At 38.6% G+C, this 21,707-nt stretch carries 29 protein-coding genes; 22 read left to right on the forward strand and 7 right to left on the reverse strand.

Features of this window, described 5'->3' with window-relative positions; all coding sequences use genetic code 11:
- Window positions 1-225: 225 nt before the first annotated feature.
- A complete protein-coding gene (locus tag ACXAF2_RS00290) occupies window positions 226-777 on the forward strand; it encodes a 2'-5' RNA ligase family protein (protein ID WP_475136854.1) in 552 nt (183 codons plus the stop codon).
- Window positions 778-854: 77 nt separating this feature from the next.
- Window positions 855-1,013 carry a hypothetical protein gene (locus ACXAF2_RS00295; RefSeq protein WP_475136855.1) on the forward strand — a complete coding sequence of 53 codons (159 nt, stop codon included), beginning with the start codon at window positions 855-857 and terminating at the stop codon, window positions 1,011-1,013.
- Between the two features lie 98 nt (window positions 1,014-1,111).
- Here the strand turns inward: ACXAF2_RS00295 and ACXAF2_RS00300 are convergent, their stop codons facing one another.
- Window positions 1,112-2,071, reverse strand: coding sequence for a nucleoside hydrolase (locus ACXAF2_RS00300; RefSeq protein ID WP_475139054.1), 960 nt, complete (start codon window positions 2,069-2,071; stop codon window positions 1,112-1,114).
- 173 nt (window positions 2,072-2,244) lie between these two features.
- On the opposite strand from ACXAF2_RS00300, the gene ACXAF2_RS00305 reads away from it, so the two are divergent.
- Together ACXAF2_RS00305 and ACXAF2_RS00310 are read left to right on the forward strand one after the other, a co-directional pair.
- Window positions 2,245-2,625 (forward strand): MerR family transcriptional regulator, encoded by a 381-nt coding sequence (locus tag ACXAF2_RS00305; RefSeq protein WP_475136856.1) that lies wholly within the window; start codon window positions 2,245-2,247, stop codon window positions 2,623-2,625.
- A gap of 88 nt (window positions 2,626-2,713) precedes the next feature.
- Entirely contained in the window at window positions 2,714-4,396 is a 1,683-nt protein-coding gene (locus ACXAF2_RS00310) for an acyl-CoA dehydrogenase family protein (RefSeq protein ID WP_475136857.1), read from the forward strand.
- A gap of 363 nt (window positions 4,397-4,759) precedes the next feature.
- On the opposite strand, the gene ACXAF2_RS00315 is transcribed toward ACXAF2_RS00310, so the two are convergent.
- Entirely contained in the window at window positions 4,760-6,337 is a 1,578-nt protein-coding gene (locus tag ACXAF2_RS00315; RefSeq protein WP_475136858.1) for a bifunctional metallophosphatase/5'-nucleotidase, read from the reverse strand.
- 217 nt (window positions 6,338-6,554) lie between these two features.
- Between ACXAF2_RS00315 and ACXAF2_RS00320 the strand changes: the two genes are divergently transcribed.
- The 9 genes from ACXAF2_RS00320 to ACXAF2_RS00360 all read left to right on the forward strand — a co-directional run bounded on the left by ACXAF2_RS00320 (window position 6,555) and on the right by ACXAF2_RS00360 (window position 11,445).
- A complete protein-coding gene (locus ACXAF2_RS00320; protein WP_475136859.1) occupies window positions 6,555-7,115 on the forward strand; it encodes a hypothetical protein in 561 nt (186 codons plus the stop codon).
- 207 nt (window positions 7,116-7,322) lie between these two features.
- Complete coding sequence (locus tag ACXAF2_RS00325) at window positions 7,323-8,192, forward strand: cation diffusion facilitator family transporter (RefSeq protein WP_475136860.1); 870 nt, start codon at window positions 7,323-7,325, stop codon at window positions 8,190-8,192.
- A gap of 499 nt (window positions 8,193-8,691) precedes the next feature.
- Window positions 8,692-9,039, forward strand: a complete 348-nt coding sequence (locus ACXAF2_RS00330) for a PH domain-containing protein (protein WP_475136861.1) — start codon at window positions 8,692-8,694, stop codon at window positions 9,037-9,039.
- A 52-nt stretch (window positions 9,040-9,091) separates the two neighbouring features.
- Entirely contained in the window at window positions 9,092-9,292 is a 201-nt protein-coding gene (locus ACXAF2_RS00335; RefSeq protein ID WP_475136862.1) for a hypothetical protein, read from the forward strand.
- 61 nt (window positions 9,293-9,353) lie between these two features.
- On the forward strand, window positions 9,354-10,184 hold the full coding sequence (locus tag ACXAF2_RS00340) for an alpha/beta fold hydrolase (protein ID WP_475136863.1): 831 nt from the start codon (window positions 9,354-9,356) through the stop codon (window positions 10,182-10,184).
- A gap of 25 nt (window positions 10,185-10,209) precedes the next feature.
- Window positions 10,210-10,674, forward strand: coding sequence for a GNAT family N-acetyltransferase (locus ACXAF2_RS00345; RefSeq protein ID WP_475136864.1), 465 nt, complete (start codon window positions 10,210-10,212; stop codon window positions 10,672-10,674).
- Window positions 10,675-10,728: 54 nt separating this feature from the next.
- The gene (locus tag ACXAF2_RS00350) at window positions 10,729-10,866 is read left to right on the forward strand and encodes a hypothetical protein (RefSeq protein ID WP_475136865.1); all 138 of its coding nucleotides are present in this window, start codon (window positions 10,729-10,731) and stop codon (window positions 10,864-10,866) included.
- Between the two features lie 7 nt (window positions 10,867-10,873).
- Window positions 10,874-11,296, forward strand: coding sequence for a GNAT family N-acetyltransferase (locus tag ACXAF2_RS00355; protein ID WP_475136866.1), 423 nt, complete (start codon window positions 10,874-10,876; stop codon window positions 11,294-11,296).
- A gap of 17 nt (window positions 11,297-11,313) precedes the next feature.
- Complete coding sequence (locus ACXAF2_RS00360) at window positions 11,314-11,445, forward strand: hypothetical protein (protein ID WP_262371695.1); 132 nt, start codon at window positions 11,314-11,316, stop codon at window positions 11,443-11,445.
- Window positions 11,446-11,483: 38 nt separating this feature from the next.
- Here ACXAF2_RS00360 and ACXAF2_RS00365 read toward each other — a convergent pair whose 3' ends face one another.
- The 3 genes from ACXAF2_RS00365 to ACXAF2_RS00375 form a co-directional block, all read right to left on the reverse strand.
- Window positions 11,484-11,873 (reverse strand): sporulation protein, encoded by a 390-nt coding sequence (locus ACXAF2_RS00365; protein WP_475136867.1) that lies wholly within the window; start codon window positions 11,871-11,873, stop codon window positions 11,484-11,486.
- Window positions 11,873-12,010 (reverse strand): FbpB family small basic protein, encoded by a 138-nt coding sequence (locus tag ACXAF2_RS00370; protein WP_475136868.1) that lies wholly within the window; start codon window positions 12,008-12,010, stop codon window positions 11,873-11,875. Before ACXAF2_RS00370 ends, ACXAF2_RS00365 begins: the two co-directional genes overlap by 1 nt.
- Before the next feature lie 284 nt (window positions 12,011-12,294).
- The gene (locus tag ACXAF2_RS00375; protein WP_475136869.1) at window positions 12,295-13,017 is read right to left on the reverse strand and encodes a DUF3784 domain-containing protein; all 723 of its coding nucleotides are present in this window, start codon (window positions 13,015-13,017) and stop codon (window positions 12,295-12,297) included.
- 234 nt (window positions 13,018-13,251) lie between these two features.
- Here ACXAF2_RS00375 and ACXAF2_RS00380 point away from each other — a divergent pair, with 234 nt between their 5' ends.
- The 3 genes from ACXAF2_RS00380 to ACXAF2_RS00390 all read left to right on the forward strand — a co-directional run bounded on the left by ACXAF2_RS00380 (window position 13,252) and on the right by ACXAF2_RS00390 (window position 14,801).
- Window positions 13,252-13,674: a DUF1801 domain-containing protein gene (locus tag ACXAF2_RS00380; protein WP_475136870.1), complete on the forward strand. Its 423-nt coding sequence runs from the start codon at window positions 13,252-13,254 to the stop codon at window positions 13,672-13,674.
- 196 nt (window positions 13,675-13,870) lie between these two features.
- Window positions 13,871-14,506, forward strand: coding sequence for an FMN-dependent NADH-azoreductase (locus ACXAF2_RS00385; protein WP_475136871.1), 636 nt, complete (start codon window positions 13,871-13,873; stop codon window positions 14,504-14,506).
- 115 nt (window positions 14,507-14,621) lie between these two features.
- Window positions 14,622-14,801 carry a hypothetical protein gene (locus ACXAF2_RS00390; RefSeq protein ID WP_475136872.1) on the forward strand — a complete coding sequence of 60 codons (180 nt, stop codon included), beginning with the start codon at window positions 14,622-14,624 and terminating at the stop codon, window positions 14,799-14,801.
- An 87-nt stretch (window positions 14,802-14,888) separates the two neighbouring features.
- Here ACXAF2_RS00390 and safA read toward each other — a convergent pair whose 3' ends face one another.
- Window positions 14,889-15,518, reverse strand: coding sequence for a SafA/ExsA family spore coat assembly protein (gene safA, locus ACXAF2_RS00395; protein WP_315635845.1), 630 nt, complete (start codon window positions 15,516-15,518; stop codon window positions 14,889-14,891).
- 371 nt (window positions 15,519-15,889) lie between these two features.
- Here safA and ACXAF2_RS00400 point away from each other — a divergent pair, with 371 nt between their 5' ends.
- The 5 genes from ACXAF2_RS00400 (at window position 15,890) to ACXAF2_RS00420 (ending at window position 18,677) form a co-directional block, all read left to right on the forward strand.
- Complete coding sequence (locus tag ACXAF2_RS00400; protein WP_475136873.1) at window positions 15,890-16,528, forward strand: hypothetical protein; 639 nt, start codon at window positions 15,890-15,892, stop codon at window positions 16,526-16,528.
- 180 nt (window positions 16,529-16,708) lie between these two features.
- Entirely contained in the window at window positions 16,709-16,912 is a 204-nt protein-coding gene (locus ACXAF2_RS00405; RefSeq protein ID WP_475136874.1) for a hypothetical protein, read from the forward strand.
- A gap of 18 nt (window positions 16,913-16,930) precedes the next feature.
- A complete protein-coding gene (locus ACXAF2_RS00410) occupies window positions 16,931-17,101 on the forward strand; it encodes a tRNA U-34 5-methylaminomethyl-2-thiouridine biosynthesis protein (protein WP_475136875.1) in 171 nt (56 codons plus the stop codon).
- Between the two features lie 134 nt (window positions 17,102-17,235).
- Entirely contained in the window at window positions 17,236-17,964 is a 729-nt protein-coding gene (locus tag ACXAF2_RS00415; protein ID WP_475136876.1) for an HAD family hydrolase, read from the forward strand.
- Window positions 17,965-17,966: 2 nt separating this feature from the next.
- Window positions 17,967-18,677, forward strand: coding sequence for a nucleotidyltransferase domain-containing protein (locus ACXAF2_RS00420; RefSeq protein ID WP_475136877.1), 711 nt, complete (start codon window positions 17,967-17,969; stop codon window positions 18,675-18,677).
- Between the two features lie 48 nt (window positions 18,678-18,725).
- Here the strand turns inward: ACXAF2_RS00420 and ACXAF2_RS00425 are convergent, their stop codons facing one another.
- Entirely contained in the window at window positions 18,726-19,121 is a 396-nt protein-coding gene (locus ACXAF2_RS00425; protein WP_475136878.1) for a sporulation protein, read from the reverse strand.
- Window positions 19,122-19,502: 381 nt separating this feature from the next.
- Here ACXAF2_RS00425 and ACXAF2_RS00430 point away from each other — a divergent pair, with 381 nt between their 5' ends.
- Window positions 19,503-21,626, forward strand: a complete 2,124-nt coding sequence (locus tag ACXAF2_RS00430; RefSeq protein WP_475139055.1) for a peptidoglycan D,D-transpeptidase FtsI family protein — start codon at window positions 19,503-19,505, stop codon at window positions 21,624-21,626.
- Window positions 21,627-21,707 lie beyond the last annotated feature (81 nt).

The following is a 21,707-nucleotide window of genomic DNA, read 5'->3' on the forward strand; positions in this document are numbered from 1 at the left end:
ATAAATGTTCGTCCATAAGGTAATTTACATCATTTTCTTATCGATGTCAAAGATTTTTATCATTTTAGGGTAAAAGGTTTTAGATTTTTGCACAAAGTCCTGATTCAACAAGTATTAAAGCGGTTACAATTAATAGTTTATGAACCCACTGAAAGAGAGTCTATGTTACAGTATAAGGAAGAAGGGCTTATGAACAATCCGTATAATAGGAAAGGTGGTTAAGCTATGTACTGGGTAATCGCTCTATTCGATGAAAAGACTGAAGAGTTGATACAAGATATATGGAAGGAACTTACCGTTAAAAATATTTCTTACTATGAGGAAGAAATCAATGATGCGCGTCCCCATATTACGATAGGAAGTTATGAAGAATTAGATAAGCAAAAATACATACTAGCATTAGAGGAGTACTATGAACATAAAAAACCGATCGATATCACCTTTAACACCGTAGGTTCATTTCTAAACTTTGGTACTCTATTTTTCTCCCCGACCATCACAAGAGAACTGCTAAACTTTCATTCGGATCATCATGATTTTTTTCACGAATTCAATGAATCAGCTAATCCACTCTATCTTCCTGACAAATGGATTCCACACTGTACTTTAGCCAATAAGCTTTCACCGGAAAAATTATCTCAGGGCTTTAAGCATTGTTTAGAAAGAGGCGACTTAATTGAAGCGAAGTTAACTGGTATTGCTTTAATTGAATTAGTCGATGATTCCAAGAATTGCATAGACGCTCCGATCGTTTATTCAAAATCATTATTGGAGTAAAATACACCATCTACGCAGACGTTCTTTGGTTGATTATGGTATCCTAGCGAAGAACGTCTCTTCAAGGGGGTATACCAATGATGGAACTAATTAATATTATTTTATTCCTTTTGTTCATCTTGTTCATCGCATGTAGCATGGAGATTTTCGCAATGGGAAAACAACAAAAACAAATGAATGCGACCATCCAGGAGCTGAAGGACGATATTAAGAAATTAGTGAATCACGACAGGTAGTAGAAAGTGCAGGAACTTGCATTAACTCCCTGATTCATGTGCACTGCCTGAAATAAGCACCTGATATAATGAGAAGGAATGACCTCCTCATAAAGAGGTCATTCCTTTTTCCTCTCAAATGATTCCCCGGTCATCACATTCATAAATCGCGCGAAAAAAATCTCATACTCGAACGAAAAGGCAATCCGATGCTTTTTGGCTGTTTCTTCAAACTGAATATACGGTCTGATATCAGCAATGCTTTGTCCACGGTGGATACCAGTGCTGGAAGTCACTACATGAACGGGTAGGTTTCGAAACGTGAACATGTCATCATTGACTGCTGACATGAGGGTGATAGCATCATGTACCGGGCTTCCTTTAATCAATGGATTTCTCTTCTTATAAAAACCATAGTAATAGTCCAACAGGGGCTTAACAAGCTTCGATCGACCTTTATACTCAATGTAATCAACCATTTCAGGGGTTACAATGGCATGATCAGTTACGTTTAAAGGAATGATGGTAAGATTATTCGCATATGTCAAAACAATCTTAACTGCAATCGGATCGGAATGAAAGTTTGCTTCAGATACCGCCGTTACATTTCCGGGTACCCAGAACGCTCCGCCCATAAGATAGATCTTTTTTACTTTGTTCATAAGAGTCTGGTATAAGATGAACATATTCGCAAGGGATGTCAACCTTCCTACGTTTACAATGATCAGTTCATCCCCATATTTCTCTATCAATCTTATAATCTCAAAGAAATTTTCAATAATTCCTTCATAAAGACCAGGCTTAATTGGTCCAAGTCCATATTCTCCATGTATTTCAGGATAGAACTTAGGCTGTTCTGCTGTCATCGGAACCTCTGCTCCGCCAATAATCGGAATCTGATCTATAAGGTTTAACTGTTTCATAAGGTAGTGAACACTTGCCACAGCACGGGATCTTGGGACATTTCCATAATCAGCAACAACCCCGACCAGTTCAATCTCTTCACTCAGATAAGAATAGATCAAGGCAATGGTATCGTCGATTCCTATATCCGCAAATAACAATACCTTCTGCATGATTCATCCACCACCTCGGCAATATTTAATACTAGTATATGGAAAACAGTATTTAGATTATGTATTCAGGTACTCCTTCTAAAGAACCAAAAACTTTTACAATTCAAGTTGAACTTTACGTTAACGTCAATGGTAAACTGTAAGTATCAAAATTTTCTAACAAAGAGATGATGAGAATGACATATACGATAACTCAGATGGCTAAGGAATTTAACGTAACAACCCGCACGATAAGGTACTATGAAGAGCTAAATTTGTTGCAACCGGAAAGGAGCGAGTCAGGAAGGAGAATCTATTCGAAGAGTGATATCACGAAAATGAAATTGATATTCAGGGGAAAACGATTCGGCTTCTCCTTGGATGAAATCAAAGAAATGATCCAATTATTTGATCAGGACCGATCCGGAAGGAAGCAATTAGAACGCACGATTGAATATGGAACCAAACGAATTGAGGAGGTGACAACCTTTATTGAAGAGCTAGAAGCCATGAGAAGTGAAATGGAAGAACTAAGGGATGAATTTACCAGAAAATTATATGAGACAGGAGCGACATGAGAATGAACAATTCACGTTTATTGTCACGAATGGCCAAGGGTAAAGATTTGAAAAAAACATGGCGCTACGAAATACAGGAGATGAAATCATGAAAAAAATTGATAACTTCTATCGGGAGGATCCACATTTCAAGGAACTCATGAAGCATTATCTGGACAAAGATTTCCTCGAATGGGCTGATCCAGAGTTGGACGCATTCGGTGAATTGTGCGCGGGGGAAATCGATGACCGAGCCGTACACACCGACCGTGAAGGGCAGCCAAGACTGATCAAATACAACAGATTAGGAGAAGAAATATCTGAAATCTGGGTGAACGAAGGGTATAAGAAAACGGTGCAACAAACCTATAACAAGGGAATAGTAGGTTATATCCATAAGGACATTCCTGCACTCGGCCATAAAGGAAACTATGTATATTCTTATGCTCAAGGCTATCTGTTATCACAAACTGAGCCTGGTTTCTATTGTCCTGTCACCCTTTCCATGGCTACAGCCCTGCTACTTGAAAAATACGCATCCGAACAGGTGAAAAAGAGATTCCTCCCACATGTCCTCTCAACAGGAGAAGTGGAATTATACGAGGGGGCTACATTCTTAACGGAACGACAAGGAGGGTCCGATGTTGGCGCCAATGATACAAAAGCCATCAAAAGCGGTGATACTTATCATCTTTTTGGTGAAAAATATTTTGCATCCAACTCAGGAATGTGCGGAGTGACCATGGTGCTTGCCCGTATCGATGGTTCTGGCGATGGAACGAAAGGACTCAGTCTGTTTGCGGTTCCTTGGAGGAATGATGATGGTTCACTGAATGGCATTCACATTAGAAGATTGAAAGATAAACTCGGTGTCCGAGCGGTTCCATCAGCAGAAGTGGAATTCAATGGAGCTGAAGCCTATCTTGTAGGAGAACCGGATCGCGGCATATATTATATGATGGAGGCATTGAATCTTTCCCGCGTCTGCAATGCCGTTGCCTCGATTGGAATCATGAGAAGAGCCTATCTAGAAGCAAGAAATTATGCATTCTACCGTGAAGCATTCGGTCAGCCATTGACCCAATATCCGATGATCAAAGAAACATTGTCTCGTCTTGCAGCCAAGCAGGAAGTAGAAACGAGTGCAGTATTTTATCTCGTTCATTTATTTGATCGCGTCGTATCAGATGATATCCCGACGACAGAAGAAGAGTCAGTCCTCAACAGATTACTTATTGCGATTTTGAAAAAGGAATCAGCTGAACAAGCGATTCATTTCTCGCATGAAGCAATTGAAATGCACGGGGGAAATGGTTATATCGAGGATTTTGTCCTTCCACGATTGCTAAGAGATGCCCAAGTGTTGACTGTGTGGGAGGGAACAGCGAATATTTTAGGCCTTGAAGTACTAAGGCTTATGAATAAGCACCGGGCGCACGAATATTTTATTAATAATATGAAGAAAGAGATATCGAATATCCCTTTAGAATTGTCTTCAATCAGCAAACCTGTTAAAGAAGGAATCTCGACGTTAGAACAGATTTCTAAAAAAATGGTGTCGGCTGATATGGATACCCAAACGTACCATGCAAAAAGAATGGGAGAGTTAATGGCCAAAATTTTTGAAAGTGTCGTTGCCTTAAAGGACGCTTATACAATGGGGGGGGACAGAAAACGAATGATCGCAGAGGTTTTCATGGAACATACCTGGAACCAAACAGAATGGATTGATGAAGAGATGAAATCCGTTCGATACTTTGACGACATTGTCGGCGTCAAAGTGAGGGTATAAAAAAAGAATCCCCTCAACTCCTGAAGAGTCAAGGGGGATGTATTATTTTTCACAACAGCAGGCGCAGTCACATTCTTTTTTAGTTTTACATGTACAGCGGTCACATGAACATTCTTTTTTTACCACCATTCACACCTCCAAAGGGAATCTTTTTCATTAATCATCGTAACCAAAACCTTGGTTTTCATACATGAAAAAAAGCTAGTGGGAAATGGGATAGAGTGGTAACCGGAGAGGTTTTAATTAATTTATGATTTCTGCAGATGAAATCAGGCTTAATTCAACAATTATAGAACGTAATATATTTAAGTAAATAGCTAAATAAAACGCAATGGTCATTTCCAAGAACCATTGCGTTTTATTTTATTCTAGACTAATGCGATTCCCCGCATGGTGTTGTAACAAGTTCCCATCATTCTTTGTCAAATAAGCTATGAATGTATTCAAAGTAAGTGGACCATTAATAACATTTGTTCCTTCCTTAAATAAGGTAAATCCGTCCCCTCCCGTAGCAAGATAATTGGTTACTGCTATGGAATAGGTTTCTTCAGGTGAGATCGGCGTACCATCGCGTTGAGTTAAAGATACAATCTTTTCACCGCGAGGGGCATCCTTTTTCCAGGAATAATGTAGTCCAGAAGGCTGCAGAATGGTTTGGAAATTTCCACTCCACTGCTGTTCAAGAATATCCTTGATTTGTGCACCGGTTACGGACATTTTCACTAAATGGGTGCCAAATGGAAGCATTGTGTAGAGTTCACCCCAAGTAACATCGCCTTTATCGATATTTGCACGGATTCCTCCAGGATTCATAAAAGCAAAATCGTTCCCCATCATTTCTCGGATTGAATCGGCAATGACAATTCCCAATATTCTTTCGCCACTACCATTTTTATGCTTCGTCATCGATTGGTCAGCATGACCGACCACTTCATTTAAACGTACACTTTGATCTCTTTCATGTGCTTGAACCATTTCAAGGGTTTCTTTGTCTGGCACTATACCTTCGTGAAATGTGTGGACAATGTCCGCTTTCTTTTCAACAATATCTTTTGTCCTGGGATCTATCTTTAAATCAACGTCTGAAAAAGCTGTTCCGTATGAGTAAGACTCGACTATGAGCTTTCCATCCACTATGGTATTGGCGTGTTGATGATTATGACCCCCGAAAAGGACATCCACCTCATCATCAATAAGGGGGGCAAAATCGACTAATTCTTTAGAAGGCATCGACCCGTCTTTCCTTGAGGAAGCAGATACATGGGCTAAAACGACAATCGAACGAATGCCTCTTCCCTTTAGGTCTTTAACCGTTTCATTAATGGATGTCACCTCGTCCTTGAATTCAACTCCTTCAATTCCCTGTGGTAAAACAATATCCTTTGTTTCAGTGGTAACGATTCCTATGAACGCAATGGGAATACCGTTCATTTTCTTAATTACATAAGGAGGTAGTATCGGCTTACTCGTTTTTTTATCCACCACATTGGCAAATGTATACGGAAATATTGCCCCACTGAATGTTCCTGTTTTCTCATGTTTCCCACCATTGAGTAAACGCATCATTTCCTTTACACCTTCGTCAAATTCATGATTGCCGACTGTCCCGACATCAAACCCGACTATGTTCATAAATTCCATCGTTGGTTCATCTTGTTTAAGGGCAGATACGGGTGAGCTACCTCCAACCATATCACCTGCGTGAACGAGTAAAGTTTGATCATTTTCTTCTTTCTCTTTCTTTATATAAGCGGATAAATACTCAGCACCACCAGTCATTTTCCCATCGACTGTCCGGTAAGTCTCAAGCTGACCATGAAAATCATTGACTCCTAAAAGCTGTACAGGAATATATCGTTCTTTGTTGGCTGAAGAAAAAGACGAGCCGATGAAGTAGAGAGTAACAAGTAAAGCCATTAGCGTCCATTTGTGAGAAGACATTAAATTCCCTCCCTGAGCTTTTATCGAATTCAACGTATCATACGATTTTTAATACTTATTAGAGGAAGAGTTAGAGTTTTGTAAAAGTGAGATGAAATGGTAAATTTGCATTTTGCTTTTTACAAATAATACAAGTAAATATCCATTTGTTTACATTTATAGTTTAATAAGGTAATATATGTAAGTGAAAAAACAAAAACCGTTGGGGGAGAAAATGATGATGAAAAAAATAGTTGTACCATTTCTTTTACTATCTATGAGTTTATTTATTGCCGCGTGCAATAGCGATGAAGGAAGCACAAATGAAAAAGACAAAGAAACGGACAATGTGGCAACAGAGGAAACGTCAGAATCAGATGAAATGGAAATGAAGAGTGCCCTATTAGACTATCAGATGAAGATCATCAACACCGTAAATGCAAATGATTCTGCTATTTATGCATTTGAAACAGCCAAGGCGAAAGAAGAAGACAAACCATCTGATGAAGAGATCGCAAAACTGAAAACTGATGCAGAAGCTGCCGCTAAAACCGTGGCAGAAGATGTTCATGCTCTTGAAGTTCCTGCCTCACTTGATTCTAAAAAAGAGGAAATCCAAGGAGCGTTAGATGACCTTGCAAAATCGTACGAAACTAGAGCTGCCAATCTTTCAGATGAGGCGAACGCCGAATACACAGAATCAGATGAACAATTCTCTGCGTTTGAAGAAAAAATGGCCGCCGTTTATGAAGAAGCAGGTTTGACCAAGCCTAGTTTTTCAGCGGATATTGTAGATTAATAACGAAAAATTCATAAGCAGCAACAATTCCAAGATCAATAGGACAGCACTCGCTGTCCTATTTTTTTATGCCTACATAAAAGTTTACTCAACAAAACATTTTTAACCTCTTCATAATAAGATAGCTGAACTAAAGAAGGTTGCTATAGACCCACATGAATGCGGATTGATATGATAAACACAATTAAAGTGTGGAGGATTTAACCAGTGGATCAAGAAAAATATAAACAGTTAAAATTAGGTGAACGCGGAGCTATCATCAGTATCCTTGCATACATCGTATTATCAATAATAAAGTTTATCATTGGCAACACGGCCAATTCAGAAGCATTGCAGGCAGACGGCTTGAACAACGCGACAGACATTGTGGCTTCTGTTGCTGTACTTATTGGACTGAAATATTCCAGAAAGCCTGCAGACCAGGATCATCCCTATGGTCACTGGAAAGCAGAAAGCGTTGCCTCTCTAATTGCCTCATTCATCATGATGATAGTAGGGCTTCAAGTACTGTATAATGCCATACAGTCTGTATTTGACGGAAAAACCCAATCACCAGATCTTCTTTCAGCATGGACAGGAGTGGGTGCAGCTATCGTCATGTATCTGGTATATCGCTATAACAAGAGGCTGGCTGAAAAAATAAACAGTCAATCCCTTATGGCTGCTGCCAAGGATAATCTTTCAGACGCATGGGTGAGTATCGGAACAGTAGTCGGAATTGTTGGAGCACAATTCTATCTTCCTTGGTTAGACCCTCTGACGGCTGTTTTTGTAGGACTCTTAATTTGTAAAACCGCATGGAATATTTTTCGGGAAGCTTCACACTATTTAACAGACGGATTTGATGAACAGTTGATTCAAACATATGAAGAGACCATTCAAACCATCCCTGGTGTAAAAGGGGTAAAGGATATACGCGGAAGAAACTATGGGAACAACACTGTCGTGGATGTAGTTATTTTAGTAAGGTCAACACTTGATATTAAACAAGCACATGATATTTCAAGCGTCGTAGAGAAAGAATTGATGAAGAAGCATGAAGTGTACGATGTGCATGTACATGTGGAGCCGAATTAATGGGTAGGAGGTTTCATATATACTTTTTTATTGGCTGCAATAATAAACTGAATAATTTAGTAATCATCAAAAAGACCCGACATGGGTCTTTTTTTGATGAAAGTCAATGCATCTTAAATAATAGCAAAAATAAGATTCACCCAGATGACAATCAGCATCCAGTTAAGAATTCCTAGGAGGAGGGATGTTGCTTTTTGATAAAACCCATTACTTTGACGTGAAAGTATTGGATGATAATGGTAAACTAAAAGAATAGTACAATCAATCCTGACTCCCATGGCATTTAGAATGTATTCTGGCATATTCGTGTAATATTTGGATATTTCAAACAAGCAGGTCATAACGCTGAAAGTCAAAAAAACAGTCATAAGGGGATGTACATATAATGAAATTTCGTTCTAAAATTGATCGATTTTTTATTTCTGTGATTTTCATATCATTGTTTCTTATCACTACTGCATATTTGTTTCCACTTATTTTTATAGGTCGCCCATCCATAATGAATATCATAGTCGTTGTAAGCTTATATGCTTTTTCAACAGGAATCATTATATGGACAGGATTCTTTCAGCAATATGAGTTGTGCGAAGATTACCTATATATTAAAGGAGGTCCATTCAGGAGCCGAATTTTCTATGGTGATCTTACCAGAGTGAGAGCTACCCGGGATATTTCTTCTGGATACAGAATCTTGTCTTCAAGGGATGCCCTTGAAATCTATTACCGAACCGGGTTTTGGGGGAGTGTTAAGATTTCACCTCGGGAAAAGGAGCTTTTTCTATCTGAGCTGGATAAACGCTGTTCCCATTTGTTCATTCAACGTTCACCCCGAATCAATTCTAAATAATCTGAAACCTTGTTTGATTCATAGCCGTATACTATATCAAGAGGTGATGAACATGACAGGAATATTATTCATTATATTAATCCCAATCGTCTTCACAATGATTGCTTTAAATCTTTCCCATTCATCAAAAAGGGACGGCAGAAGTGGGGATGGGGGCTATTATGGTCCTTATGATGGTGGCCATGATTCAGCAGGCAGCTGTGACACCGGATTTGGCGGTGGGGATTGTGGAGGTGGTGGAGGAGGCGAATAACTTGCTTCCTTCTGTTTTTTTGCTCGTGACGATATTCGTAATACATAGGAGATGAACACCGTTGAAGCGCTATTATATTCAGCACCGGAATTTAGACATACATATTACAGAATGGGGAGCCTCTTCTGATCCAGTGATATTTTGCCTGCATGGACTTGGTAGTACCAGTCTCAGTTTTATTGAAGTGGCTGAGGAACTAAAAGAGGATTATAGGATCATTTCAATTGATGCACCGGGCCATGGTAAAACCCCTCCTTTTGAAAATGAAAAAGACTATGAGATGGATAAGATGGCTGATTGGATAAATGAAGTAATTGTTCTTCTTGAAATACATTCTTTTTACTTCTTATCTCACTCATGGGGGAGCTTTGTCGCTCTTCATTATGCTGCAAAATACCCTAATGGGGTTCGCGATAGCATATTAATTGATGGGGGCTATCAGGGAAAGCGACATTCAAACCAAAGCGTAGAAGAGGAAGTTGATTTTTATAACAAAGACTTTGAGCAGGTTTGGGAATCTTGGGAAGACTTCCTCGCCCTCGTCAAAAGTGAAACATTAAACTGGAACACCATAAAGATGGAGGCCGCGAAGGATCTTTGTCTCTACAAAGATAATCGATATTATTGGCATGCACGTGGTAGTACTGCCGGTCACATCATTAGGGCCATGCACAAGGATGAAGCTGAGGATATTTATCACAAGCTGGACGGTTCCATTCTTTTATTAAAAGCAACCCTTCCCTGTAGCATGGAGGAAAACCGTAATAAGACTGCGGCCATTTTCAAGGAACAAACCAGGGGGGAAGTAAAGTCAATTCCCGAAACCACTCATCTACTGCATTGGGACCGTCCTGAGACTGTAGTGAGGGAAATCAGGAACCGCTGGATATAGAAAAAAAAGAGGAGGCACTCATTCTATGATTCTATTACAAGCAATGAAAGAACATGAATATACTCTTTGGATTCAAGAATCGATTAAAGAGTACGCAGAGGAAAAGACGATAGCCGGTAACTTCCAAAAGGAAACTTCATTAGAGCAAGCCGAAAATGAATTTAATCAATTACTGCCGGATGGACTGGAGTCAAAGGATCATTATTTATTTACTTTAATTGATGGTGAAAACCAGGAAGACGTAGGGTCATTATGGATTAATGTACAGGAGGATGGTATAGAAGCATTCATTTATGATATTAAGATTCATGAAAGCAAAAGAGGGCGGGGATATGGAAAAGAAGCCTTAAAGTCCCTTGACTCCTATGCGAGGGAGAAAGATATATCAAAAATATCGCTGCATGTTTTTGGTCATAACAAAGTGGCTCTTTCCTTGTACCAGAATACAGGGTTCGAAGTGACCAATGTCTTAATGTCAAAGACTCTTTAAGTTCCAACAAAGGATACCTTGGTGACTCTTTCTATGTAAAGGTGGAAATGCAAATTGACTGCAACAAGTGAAAAATACATCTATAATGACAGTTATTTTTCAATAGGAAATGCCGGTATACTGATCATTGGAACGGGTGTACTAATCCTGATCATCGTATTCCATTCCATATTTTTAAAGAAAAGAAAGTAGGAGCCTTATGAGAATCGTACACTATGCACAAATTGACGATATGGAATCTCTTATACAAATAGATTGTCAGGTGATTGGAAATGAAAGCAGGTATGAACAAATCCAGCAGGCAATAGTAGAAAAGAGATGTTTAGTCGTTAGAGAAGGAGAGACTGCTGCCGGGTTTCTTATATTTAACAACCACTTTTTCGGAAACACTTTCGTCTCTCTCATCATTGTTTCACCAGAGGAAAGAAGGAAGGGCAATGCCTCTATACTATTGAAATATGTTGAAGAAATTTCGCAGTCAGATAAAATATTCTCGTCCACAAATCGATCAAACGAGCAAATGCATAAAACATTTCAAGGAAACGGCTATTCCCAAAGTGGCAAGATCGAAAACCTGGACCCGGGGGACCCGGAGATTGTTTACTATAAACAAAGAAGATAGGAAAGGGAGGTCATGGAGTGGTTATCATTCTAGCCATTTTTCTATTAATCTTTTCATTTGATTTCACCAAATTCAGAAAGCAAAATCAAACCATGATTGAGCAAAATGAGAGAATTATAAAGCTTCTCGAGGAAATCAAGAATAAATAATACATATGGAAGAAGGCTCCTCACTAAGGAGCCTTGCTTCAATCGATTGTAATGTAATCCTCATCCAGGCTTTCTACGCCTTGATCGAACGTCAGCTTCGTTTTAAAGAGGTAGCGAACCCCGTTTTCTTCGGAGTGTGGCAGAGATTTAGGAATCCGGTAGGTGAAGGATAATTTGTTTCGTTCTTCAGCCTTTATGCTATCAGATTTTAAAACGGTAGTTGAATCAATGATTTTTTCTTCCTTGCCATTATTATCAAGCATCACCAGGTCACATTCCACCCGCCTCAGCTTTTGTTCGATAATACCTCCTTCTAAAAAGAAGTATCCTTGTAAAAGTTCTCCTTGCTTGAACGAGTTTTTAGGTAGTACTAGATCAATCTTTGCAGAGCCTATACCAAAGAGAGACATATATTTACGTAAAATCATTAGCCATTCTCCTTTTTTATTGAAGAATATTTATTATCTATTTTTTCTTCAATTTTGTTCATCTCATTTTTATCGTTTAATATTTCATTTTTGTTTTGTTCTATTAGTTGAGAGAGGTTCGTTTTTAATTTTTTCATTAACGATAACTTCCTTTCAAAATGAAGTGATATAGAAAAAGACCTTTACCGGAATTGGTAAAGGTCTTTTTAGACATATATATACCTTCACCAGCTGGTAAAGGTCTCGCTAACAACATGGTTGTCAATAAAGCCGAGAGTGATACACTCTGTAATGACGACTTTATTGTTACAGCTACTCCCCTTTAGGAGAATATTAAATTATGAGACTATCATAATCGATGGGGGGGAGGGTTGTCAATGAATTTGGGTATCGGGGTGAAGTGGCGAGATTTTATGTCCTGTTACCTCGTCAATGTTTTACTCAAATCATCATACCACTTCTTGGTTTCTCCAGGGTTTTCACCATTCAAGAAGATCTGTTGATCATTCACCCTTATATAAATATAAGGAGCTTCCTTGTGTATAAACAACAAGCTTTTCCCATAACCTTTCACTTTGAATTGTCCTTTAGACATGGTGGAAAGACCGAATCCGTTGATTTTCCAGGTGACTTCTGGCATATCTTCCATTAACTCAACCGTTTCAATCTCTTCAAGCTGCCATACTTCTCCATACAAACCAGTGACCTCAAATTCATCATCCTTAACGATCAAATCATATTCTTCATACCCGAGATAAGTAAGAACACTCACAAATCCTAAAACAGCCACAAACAAAGTAGAACTTATCCAGAAACTTCTTTTCCTTTTGCCTGAAACCTCAAATTTGGATAGATATATGAAACCACCCATTAAAAAGACAAGCATAAAGCCAAATTGAACTTCTATTACAAATGGAAAAGAGGTGAAAGCAAGGGGAAGGAGGATAAGCATTCCGACCGCTGTATAAATCAATAAAGACCCGGTCTTTTGGGGATAACCATTATTAATCAACTCTTCTTGTTCTGTCATACTCCGCGTCACAAAGCCCGAAATCAGCCAGTAATTTTTTTTGGATCGGATCGCCCAACCTAATAATAAAAAAAGAACTATAACAATTAGTTGAATCCCAATCAGGATTCCCATGCACGTTCCCCCACTCAGTTTATAGTTAGTATATTTACGATTTTAGATTGATATGGTTTCAATTATTTGGTGTTTATCCGGACGATAAATCATCTAATACCCAATAAACTCATTTTCATTAACCAATTCCGTGCATATTATATTCTTAACTTAACGCTGGATGCAAGAATCGAGCTGGAATATAGAGAACTATGTGGGTAGAATAAAATGTGAGAATCAGAAAGGGGCAGTCGAATGTATGAATTGAAAACAAGACAAAATGACAGCAGTGTAATTGAATTTATCGAAGCAGTAGAGAGCGAAAAAAAACGCGAGGATGCCTATAAATTGCTGGATCTTTTCACAGAGACAACGGGGTTTGAAGCGAAAATGTGGGGACCAAGCATTATTGGGTTCGGTTCTTATCATTATAAATATAAAACAGGACACGAAGGGGATGCTCCGTTAGTCGGATTTTCACCGAGGAAAGCGAAAATAAGTCTATATTTTGCCCCAGGGGATCCTGAGAGGGAAAAGGTATTGAAGGTATTCGGTAAGCACACAACAGGAAAAGCATGTGTGTACATAAACAAAGTAGCAGATGTGGACCAAGACGTTTTAAAGCAATTGATAAATCAATCTGTGAACTTTCTTCAAAAAACCTATCCCAATCCTTAATTAGGATAATAAGGAGGAATTAGTCTAATTTCCATGACTAATTCCTTATTTTTTTTACGTTGAAGCTTTATATTTGATATTAAAGAAAATATCCTATAATATTAATCTCGAATTAAAACTATTTCAGTTCGAGGTAATCAAGTTAATTTCATTGAACTGGATGATGAAATTCACAATCAGAAAGGGACGATTCAACATGACAAAGGTTTTATACATTACAGCACATCCGCATGATGATACACACTCCTATAGCATGGCAGTAGGAAAAGCATTTATTGACACATATAAAGTGGCAAATCCAACTCACGAAGTTGTGAATGTAGACTTATACAAAGAAAACATTCCACAAATTGACGCTGATGTATTCAGCGGCTGGGGAAAATTACAATCCGGGCAAGGATTTGAAGAGCTTTCACAAGAAGAACAAGCAAAAGTAGGCCGACTTGGTGAATTATCAGATCAATTTGTTGAAGCTGATAAATACATCTTTGTTACTCCATTCTGGAACTTCTCCTTCCCTCCAGTAATGAAGGCATATATTGATTCTGTATCTGTTGCAGGGAAGGCATTTAAATATACAGAACAGGGACCTGTTGGGCTTTTAACTGACAAAAAAGCTCTTCATATTCAAGCTCGCGGAGGTATTTACTCTGAAGGCCCGGCTGCAACAATGGAAATGGGTCACCGCTATCTTGACGTGATGATGCAATTCTACGGAGTTCCTTCGTTCGAAGGCTTATTCGTTGAAGGTCATGCAGCTATGCCCGACAAAGCTGAAGAAATCAAAGCCAATGCGATTGCAAGAGCTAAGGATTTAGCACAAACATTCTAAAAGTAAGAAAGAGTCAACTTCGTTTGGCTCTTTTTTATATTCCGTCAAAATGAAACTTTTTTCTCAATAAATTCGTATGAGAGCTTACAGAAGGAAGAATAGGGGAGGAAAAAGAATGAAAGAACAATTTTTTATCGATATTGAGGTTTCTGATTCATTATCAGAAACCTTACAACATCTTATTGGTGCAAAAAGAGCTGAAACGGGCTCTCAAAATGTTTCCATTCAAAATGTCATTCCAACAGGGGACAAACGTTTCACGGTTATTTTAGAAATCGTTCAGGAAATCTATTAATTTGACCTGAGAGTTCTACACGTATTACGCTCCTCCAAAGGTGTAAAAAAAGAGAGACCCTCGATAACCATTGAGGGTCTCCTTGCTTTATCTCTTTATAAACATTTGCGTCCAATAATGACCGTACGATCCACCCTTCACATAACCTATTCCGATTTCTGTATATGTCGGAGAAAGGATATTTTTTCTGTGTCCTTCGCTGTTCATCCATGCTTCAACTACTTCGGCAGGTGTCCTTTGTCCTGCGGCAATGTTTTCACCTGCTGCTTGATAGGAGATTCCGAAATCCTTCATCATTTGGAAAGGAGAGCCGTAGGTTGGGGATGTGTGGCTGAAATAGTTCTTCGCAATCATGTCTTCTGACTTATAACGAGCCACACGTGATAATTCCCAATTTTCCTTCAGTGGAGGTAAACCCACTTTTGAGCGTTCCTGGTTTACCAGCTTCACCACTTCGTATGTATAACTTTCAGCAGTGTGATTTGCTCCTGGTATGTTAAGGGTTTGTCCAGGATAAATCATATTCGGGTTGCTGACATTCGGGTTCGCCGATATCAACTCTGATACACCCACCTGATGCTTAACGGCAATCTTCCACATTGTGTCTCCATAACTCACAGTATACGTACCTGCTGCGGAAACATTAGAAGCTTGCCCAAAACCAATGACAAAAGTGACAGACAACAATAAGATAGATAAAAGTTTTAAAGTTTTCATAGTTCTATTGAAATATAATTCTGTTAATTTTGAAACAGGTAGTTGTTACCACCATCCCGGTAATCCCATAAAATCAACATATAGTAAATATTACTAGGATGTTTTCATAGTTTAAGGTGGTGACTATATGATCAGAGTTAATTAAATTCCAAATCATGGTCTTTAATCGGTATAATGGAAAATAGTAACTATTTATGTTCCAGTCAATGAAAAAAAAGATTCCATAAAACATTGTTTCAATCTAAACAAGCGAATTCAAGATAATTGGAAAAAATGAAACTTTACACTACATATGATCGTAAAATAGGAAAGGAAGAAATTAATTTACCTATTCTTACTCTTTCAACATTCATTTCAAAGGGGGCTTCATTATGTGGATCAACTTATTCTTCATGATTATCTTCATCATCGGAATCGTGTATCTTATACGGTTTCGATTAAACCTTAAATATTCCGCAGAAAAAGCAGTCAATGCCTTGTATCCAACCAATGAAGAAGATATGAACAGCATTGTGATTCCAAGTGAATTCAAGGTGATGCAGCCTTTAACAAAGGAAACAAAATCTTATCAGTGGGTGAAATGGGGGACGGTAGGAGTCATTAGCCTGTTAACTGCTTTATTAGCGGCTGTATACTTGACCGATATGCTACATCAATCTATTTTTAGCGTTGTCTATCTCTTTTTCATTCTGATCAGTTCCATTAAACACCGTGGAAATTTTTATTTGTTAGGGGAAGGCCTTATACTGAATGGCTATTATGTTCCTTGGAGCAGGGTTAAAGGATATAAAGTAGAAAAGATTATTAAGTGGCACGAGCTGTACGGCCTGGATGACAAAATCAATCAAGCCTACAAATTAGAGGTGAAGGTGAAAAACAAATGGTTTCAACCACAGTTTGTAGTAGTCAGAAATCAGGTTCACTTGGATAGAATCCTATCACTTTTAGAAAAGCAAGGAGTGCAGAACATAAGAGAAAGATCCCACACCCCAGTTTCTAAAAATGTATAACGTTACTCATAAACGGAAATGTCACGCCGCCTGTTCCTGTATCACCTTATAATGCACAAACAACCGGGTCTCTACGAACCCACAAAAATTATAGAAGTTATTCGCCGGACTGGCTATTTACACCAATCGAAGACGATGAGTAGTGAAGGTGAAAAAATTAGTATTTAAGGAGAGGACAAAATGAGCTGGTTAAATTGGAATGACTTATTAGCACCTTCGACCCCGTACGCTTCAGTGTTCTTTGGATTAATCCTCACCCTCGTGGTTGCGTTTAGTATTTGGTATGAAACCAAACAAAAACGAATATTGTTCATAGCAATCGTAACAGGTGGTTTAACCACCGTAATAGGAGTGGGGCTGCTCACAATGATTGGATACTATTAGAAAGGAAGGCGCATACATATGAAATCACTTTTTTTCGTTATTGTAGGTGCACTTTTAGGGTGGGGAATCACTGGCTTTTTCACCAATGGATTTGAAACGGATTATTTATTCATTCTAGTTATCGGAATTGTTATTGGGTACAGCATCGGGCGAAGAAAGGAAAAAGAAGACTTTACAGAATCCCTTTAAGAGAAGTGGATATTTCTTAAGGTGATGGGACGGAAAGGGATTAATTATTGATGGAGTAGGAATTGTATTCATGAGTTAACTTTTGACGGCTGGACTTTTCTTTTTTACCAAATTAAAAAAGGGAGTATATTAATATGAAACCTCTAACTCTCGAACACTATGATTTATTATTATTTGATTTGGATGATACATTGTTCTGTCACTCGGAAGCTTATGAAAGGGGCGTTTGGGATACACTTCAGCAATTTCCTGAACTGAAGGCAATTGCACCAAATGTATTTTATAAAACCTTTTTAAAGCATAATCATCTATTATGGGGTAGGTTTTCTTCCAATTTTTTAAATTTCCATGAATTCTCCTTGAAAAGACTTGAGAACACCCTTATAGAATTCAACGTTTCTGTAGAGAAAGAAGTCTCCCTCGCCATCGTAAAAGCCTTTCAATGCTCTTATCTTGATCGAATCCAACCTCAGCAGGAAATGAATGAATTTTTATCAGAATTAAGTAGATATGTCAAATTGGGGATTGTGACGAACGGTACCGTATTTAACGCTTATGAAAAGGTACATCGACTAGGACTATCCACTACCTTTCCGGAAAGCTCTGTCATAATCTCAGAGAAGGTAGGCTTTTCGAAACCTGATACTGAAATTTTCCAACACACCTTGAATGTCTTTGAGAGTAGTCCGGATCGCACGCTATTTATTGGAGACAATTATTTCACAGATATAATAGGGGCGAAATCTTTCGGTTTAGATACGATATGGATCAACAAATTTGGTTATGAGTGTCCTAAAGAAAAACCGGATTATACGTTAAGCTGTCTCTTAGATTTGAAAGATTTAATAATGAAAGTGGGATAAAAATGAAAAAACTGCCTGCAATCGAAGCAGCCAAGAAATTTGTATCAGAAAACTTTCCAACATGTCAAGCAGCACTTCTCTGTGGCAGTGTTGTCAGAGGAGAGGAAACAAGTACATCCGATTTAGATATTGTCATCATTAGCCGAACCCTCCGTTCAGAATACCGGGAATCTTTCAACTTACATGGATGGCCGATTGAAGCCTTCGTCCACACGAATGAAACGATTCGGGACTATTTCCAAAAAGACTGTCAAAGAGCCCGACCTTCATTGCCAAGGATGGTATCAGAAGGAATCCCCATCATCGATCATCCCATCATTCCACGCCTCAAAGAAGAAGCGAATAAACTTTTGAGGGACGGACCTCCAAAATGGAACAGGCAAACGATTGATATGAAGAGATATTTCCTTACGGATGCTTTGGATGATTTTATTGGATCAGAGGAGAGAGGAGAAAGCATCTTTATCGCGGGTGCTATTGGGGAATCCCTTCATGAGTTTGTACTTAGAACCCAAGGTCATTGGATTGGTGCGTCGAAATGGATTATACGGGCATTGAAGGAGTATGATGAAAGTTTTGCAAGAGAATATGTAAAAGCTTTCAACCACTATTATCACAAAGGGGACAAACAACCTATTGTAAGATTGGTAGACTCTGTATTGGAACCACATGGAGGACGATTGTTCGAAGGTTTTTCTTTAGGAAAGAAATAAAGTATAAAAGCCCTTCAAAGATAGAAGGGCTTCATTTCAATTCTGACATTATACTACTATCTGAAACTCATCGTGATCGACACTGTTTACACCATCGTCGAAGACCAGTCGGGTGACAAATTTATAAGAAACAGTGTCACTACTCGGTGGAAATGAATCTGAAAGTCTGCACGAAAAGTGAATGGTGCGTTGTTCGTTTGCTTTCATCGTTGATGAGCTTAATATAGTATTGTGATGAAGAACAGATGAGCGATCACTATTCTGATCGTACTGTAATAGGTCGGTCTCAATCCTTTTTAATTTCTGCTCCACTCGTCCGCCTGTAAGTTCATATTCCCCTTTAATGACGTCTCCCGGGCAGAACTCTTTTTTGTTCAATACCAAATCAATCTTTGTTGCTCCAATACCGAACCTGCACATCAGTTTACTAAACATAACAGCCATTCAACCTCTCATTCATCTAGTTACTAATTCTACGCAATCAGGAGAGCTTTGGTTTCACTTTTCTTACCTTTTCTACGACTATATTCTAAAAGAAAATAAGCCCTCTTGTCTATAACCCTTCTTCGACATATTTCGCGTTTTCCATAAGTATTTTCGTTTTTTTCCAACGTTCAACCCCCAAACACTTTTCTCCAGATCATGAATCATACCCCAAATGAGTATACTAATTGGAAATTATGCCATAAAGAGGTAGAAATATAGTCTGGATTTCTATAAAATAGGACTAGAACATTATCATATTTTGGTAAAATACTAGCTTGTGAAGGGGTCATTCAATTGAAGGAAAAGAAGAAAAAGAAAAAAACCCATGTGCCTTTGAGAATGAATTTACTGTTTATTACGGTCTTTTTTCTATTTTCACTTCTGATTCTTCGTCTTGGGATTGTACAAATCGTGCAGGGAAACCATTATGAAGCGGAAGTGGCGAGAACCGAAAATGTGAAATCACATAATGGAACACCACCAAGAGGAAAAGTCTATGATCGTTATCGAAATGTAATCGTGGACAACGTACCTTTAAATGCAATCACTTACACCAGAACGCAAACGACAAAACCAGAGGATATGTTGAAAGTAGCAAGAAGTCTGGCTGAGTTAATCGAAATGAAACCAGACAAAATTACAGATCGAGATCGAAAAGATTTCTGGTTATTGAGTCATCCTGAAAAAGCAGAGAATCTGGTGTCAGAGGATGAATTGAAGAAACTCGAAGATGACGAAGATCTTACAAAAGATGATGTGAACAAAAAGGTTTATGAAATGCAGCTCGAGAGGATAACCGAAGAGAACATCAACTCTTTTAATAAAAAAGAAGAGGAAGTTCTGGCGATATTCCGCGAGTTTAATACAGGTTACGCCCTTACTCCTCAAATCATCAAAAATAAAGATGTTTCCATGGAAGAAATGGCAAGAGTCAGTGAACGCCTTTCAGAAATGCCTGGTGTGAACGTTACCACGGACTGGGAAAGAAAATATGTGAATGATAGTACGTTAAGAACGATTCTCGGAAGAGTCTCGACCTCACAACAGGGCCTCCCAAGTGAGCTTGTAAATGAATACAAGGCTCAAGGATATGCACTTAACGACCGTGTTGGAACGAGTTATTTCGAATCACAGTATGAAAACGTCCTAAAAGGGCAAAAGGAAGAAATCGAATACATCACTAAAAATGGAAGCGTCCTTGATACACAGCTCGTCAGCGAAGGTCACAGTGGGAAGGATGTCGTATTGACCATCGACCTTCAGCTTCAAAAAGAAATCGAAAAGATCGTAGAAGAAGAGCTGAGCAAACAAGCATCCCAATATTGGGAATCTCCATTTCTGGATCGGGCATTTGTTGTCATGATGGATCCACACACAGGTGAAATCCTTTCTATGGTCGGAAAGAAATATGGCAAGAATGCAGATGGAAAGACGGAAATGCAGGATTATGCTTTAGGTACTTTCACTTCTGAGTATGGAGTGGGGTCTTCTGTTAAGGGCGCTACTGTGTTGACAGGGTATATGACTGGGGTTTTGAATGTAGGGGATGCACTTTATGATGAGCCGATACGTATAGAGGCCACACCTGTAAAAAAATCATGGTTCAATTACTCCAAGTACTTCACCGATATTCAAGCACTTGAGATTTCTTCAAATGGTTATATGTTTAAAACTGCTATCAAAATCGCTAATGCTACATATCGACCTGGTCAACCAATGGATATCGATGTGAAAGCATTCGATACAATGAGACATTACTATAGTCAATTTGGTCTAGGTGTAAAAACCGGAATTGACCTCCCTGGAGAAGTTGAGGGATTAAAAGGAACAGAGAAAATCCCTGGAAAACTTATGGATTTGGCCATTGGACAATATGATTTATACACACCTATGCAGCTAGTACAATACGCTTCAACTATTGCAAATGGTGGCTACCGGATGCAACCGCATATCATGAAGCAAATTCGTGAACCCAGTCAGGAAAGAGGAAAAGTAGGGCCACTTTTATATGAAAACCAATCTAAAGTTTTAAACAGAATAGATGCAACGGAAAGACAAATACAACAAGTACAGCGAGGTTTCTATCAAGTTACTCATGGTGCAAAAGGAACAGCAACTAATTTCAGAACAGCTTCTTATGATGCAGCTGCAAAATCTGGTACGGCCCAAGCTTTCTATTATAGCCCTGAGGAAAAAAGACAATATGATACCTACAACACGACTCTTATTGGCTATGCTCCATACAACAACCCTGAAGTAGCCTTTTCAGTCGTATTACCATATTCACACCAAAACAAAGATCCTTACGTAAACAAAACCATCGCCAAACGTGCCATGGACAAATACTTCGAGTTAAAGAAACAATACGAAAAAGACGGGTACTTTGATTCATCCACAGAAGAAGAGGTCCGTAATGCCGATCAACTTGAAGAGACGGAAGAACAAGGAAATGAAGAGGAATAATCATAAACGCAATCCTTTGTATTGAAGGATTGCGTATTTGATTTTGGATCTTCATGTACTTCCTTTTAATTTTTTGCTAAG

The organism is Rossellomorea sp. ABR4_004 (assembly GCF_056159585.1).

What these genes read in the sequence shown, in the direction of transcription:
- ACXAF2_RS00290 (WP_475136854.1), top strand. Translation starts at nt 226, where the DNA reads ATGTACTGGGTAATCGCTCTATTCGATGAAAAGACTGAAGAGTTGATA.
- ACXAF2_RS00295 (WP_475136855.1), top strand. Translation starts at nt 855, where the DNA reads ATGATGGAACTAATTAATATTATTTTATTCCTTTTGTTCATCTTGTTC.
- ACXAF2_RS00305 (WP_475136856.1), top strand. Translation starts at nt 2,245, where the DNA reads ATGACATATACGATAACTCAGATGGCTAAGGAATTTAACGTAACAACC.
- ACXAF2_RS00310 (WP_475136857.1), top strand. Translation starts at nt 2,714, where the DNA reads ATGAAAAAAATTGATAACTTCTATCGGGAGGATCCACATTTCAAGGAA.
- ACXAF2_RS00315 (WP_475136858.1), bottom strand. Translation starts at nt 6,337, where the DNA reads ATGTCTTCTCACAAATGGACGCTAATGGCTTTACTTGTTACTCTCTAC.
- ACXAF2_RS00320 (WP_475136859.1), top strand. Translation starts at nt 6,555, where the DNA reads ATGATGAAAAAAATAGTTGTACCATTTCTTTTACTATCTATGAGTTTA.
- ACXAF2_RS00330 (WP_475136861.1), top strand. Translation starts at nt 8,692, where the DNA reads ATGAATATCATAGTCGTTGTAAGCTTATATGCTTTTTCAACAGGAATC.
- ACXAF2_RS00335 (WP_475136862.1), top strand. Translation starts at nt 9,092, where the DNA reads ATGACAGGAATATTATTCATTATATTAATCCCAATCGTCTTCACAATG.
- ACXAF2_RS00345 (WP_475136864.1), top strand. Translation starts at nt 10,210, where the DNA reads ATGATTCTATTACAAGCAATGAAAGAACATGAATATACTCTTTGGATT.
- ACXAF2_RS00355 (WP_475136866.1), top strand. Translation starts at nt 10,874, where the DNA reads ATGAGAATCGTACACTATGCACAAATTGACGATATGGAATCTCTTATA.
- ACXAF2_RS00365 (WP_475136867.1), bottom strand. Translation starts at nt 11,873, where the DNA reads ATGATTTTACGTAAATATATGTCTCTCTTTGGTATAGGCTCTGCAAAG.
- ACXAF2_RS00370 (WP_475136868.1), bottom strand. Translation starts at nt 12,010, where the DNA reads ATGAAAAAATTAAAAACGAACCTCTCTCAACTAATAGAACAAAACAAA.
- ACXAF2_RS00375 (WP_475136869.1), bottom strand. Translation starts at nt 13,017, where the DNA reads ATGGGAATCCTGATTGGGATTCAACTAATTGTTATAGTTCTTTTTTTA.
- ACXAF2_RS00380 (WP_475136870.1), top strand. Translation starts at nt 13,252, where the DNA reads ATGTATGAATTGAAAACAAGACAAAATGACAGCAGTGTAATTGAATTT.
- ACXAF2_RS00385 (WP_475136871.1), top strand. Translation starts at nt 13,871, where the DNA reads ATGACAAAGGTTTTATACATTACAGCACATCCGCATGATGATACACAC.
- ACXAF2_RS00390 (WP_475136872.1), top strand. Translation starts at nt 14,622, where the DNA reads ATGAAAGAACAATTTTTTATCGATATTGAGGTTTCTGATTCATTATCA.
- safA (WP_315635845.1), bottom strand. Translation starts at nt 15,518, where the DNA reads ATGAAAACTTTAAAACTTTTATCTATCTTATTGTTGTCTGTCACTTTT.
- ACXAF2_RS00400 (WP_475136873.1), top strand. Translation starts at nt 15,890, where the DNA reads ATGTGGATCAACTTATTCTTCATGATTATCTTCATCATCGGAATCGTG.
- ACXAF2_RS00405 (WP_475136874.1), top strand. Translation starts at nt 16,709, where the DNA reads ATGAGCTGGTTAAATTGGAATGACTTATTAGCACCTTCGACCCCGTAC.
- ACXAF2_RS00410 (WP_475136875.1), top strand. Translation starts at nt 16,931, where the DNA reads ATGAAATCACTTTTTTTCGTTATTGTAGGTGCACTTTTAGGGTGGGGA.
- ACXAF2_RS00415 (WP_475136876.1), top strand. Translation starts at nt 17,236, where the DNA reads ATGAAACCTCTAACTCTCGAACACTATGATTTATTATTATTTGATTTG.
- ACXAF2_RS00420 (WP_475136877.1), top strand. Translation starts at nt 17,967, where the DNA reads ATGAAAAAACTGCCTGCAATCGAAGCAGCCAAGAAATTTGTATCAGAA.
- ACXAF2_RS00425 (WP_475136878.1), bottom strand. Translation starts at nt 19,121, where the DNA reads ATGGCTGTTATGTTTAGTAAACTGATGTGCAGGTTCGGTATTGGAGCA.
- ACXAF2_RS00430 (WP_475139055.1), top strand. Translation starts at nt 19,503, where the DNA reads ATGAATTTACTGTTTATTACGGTCTTTTTTCTATTTTCACTTCTGATT.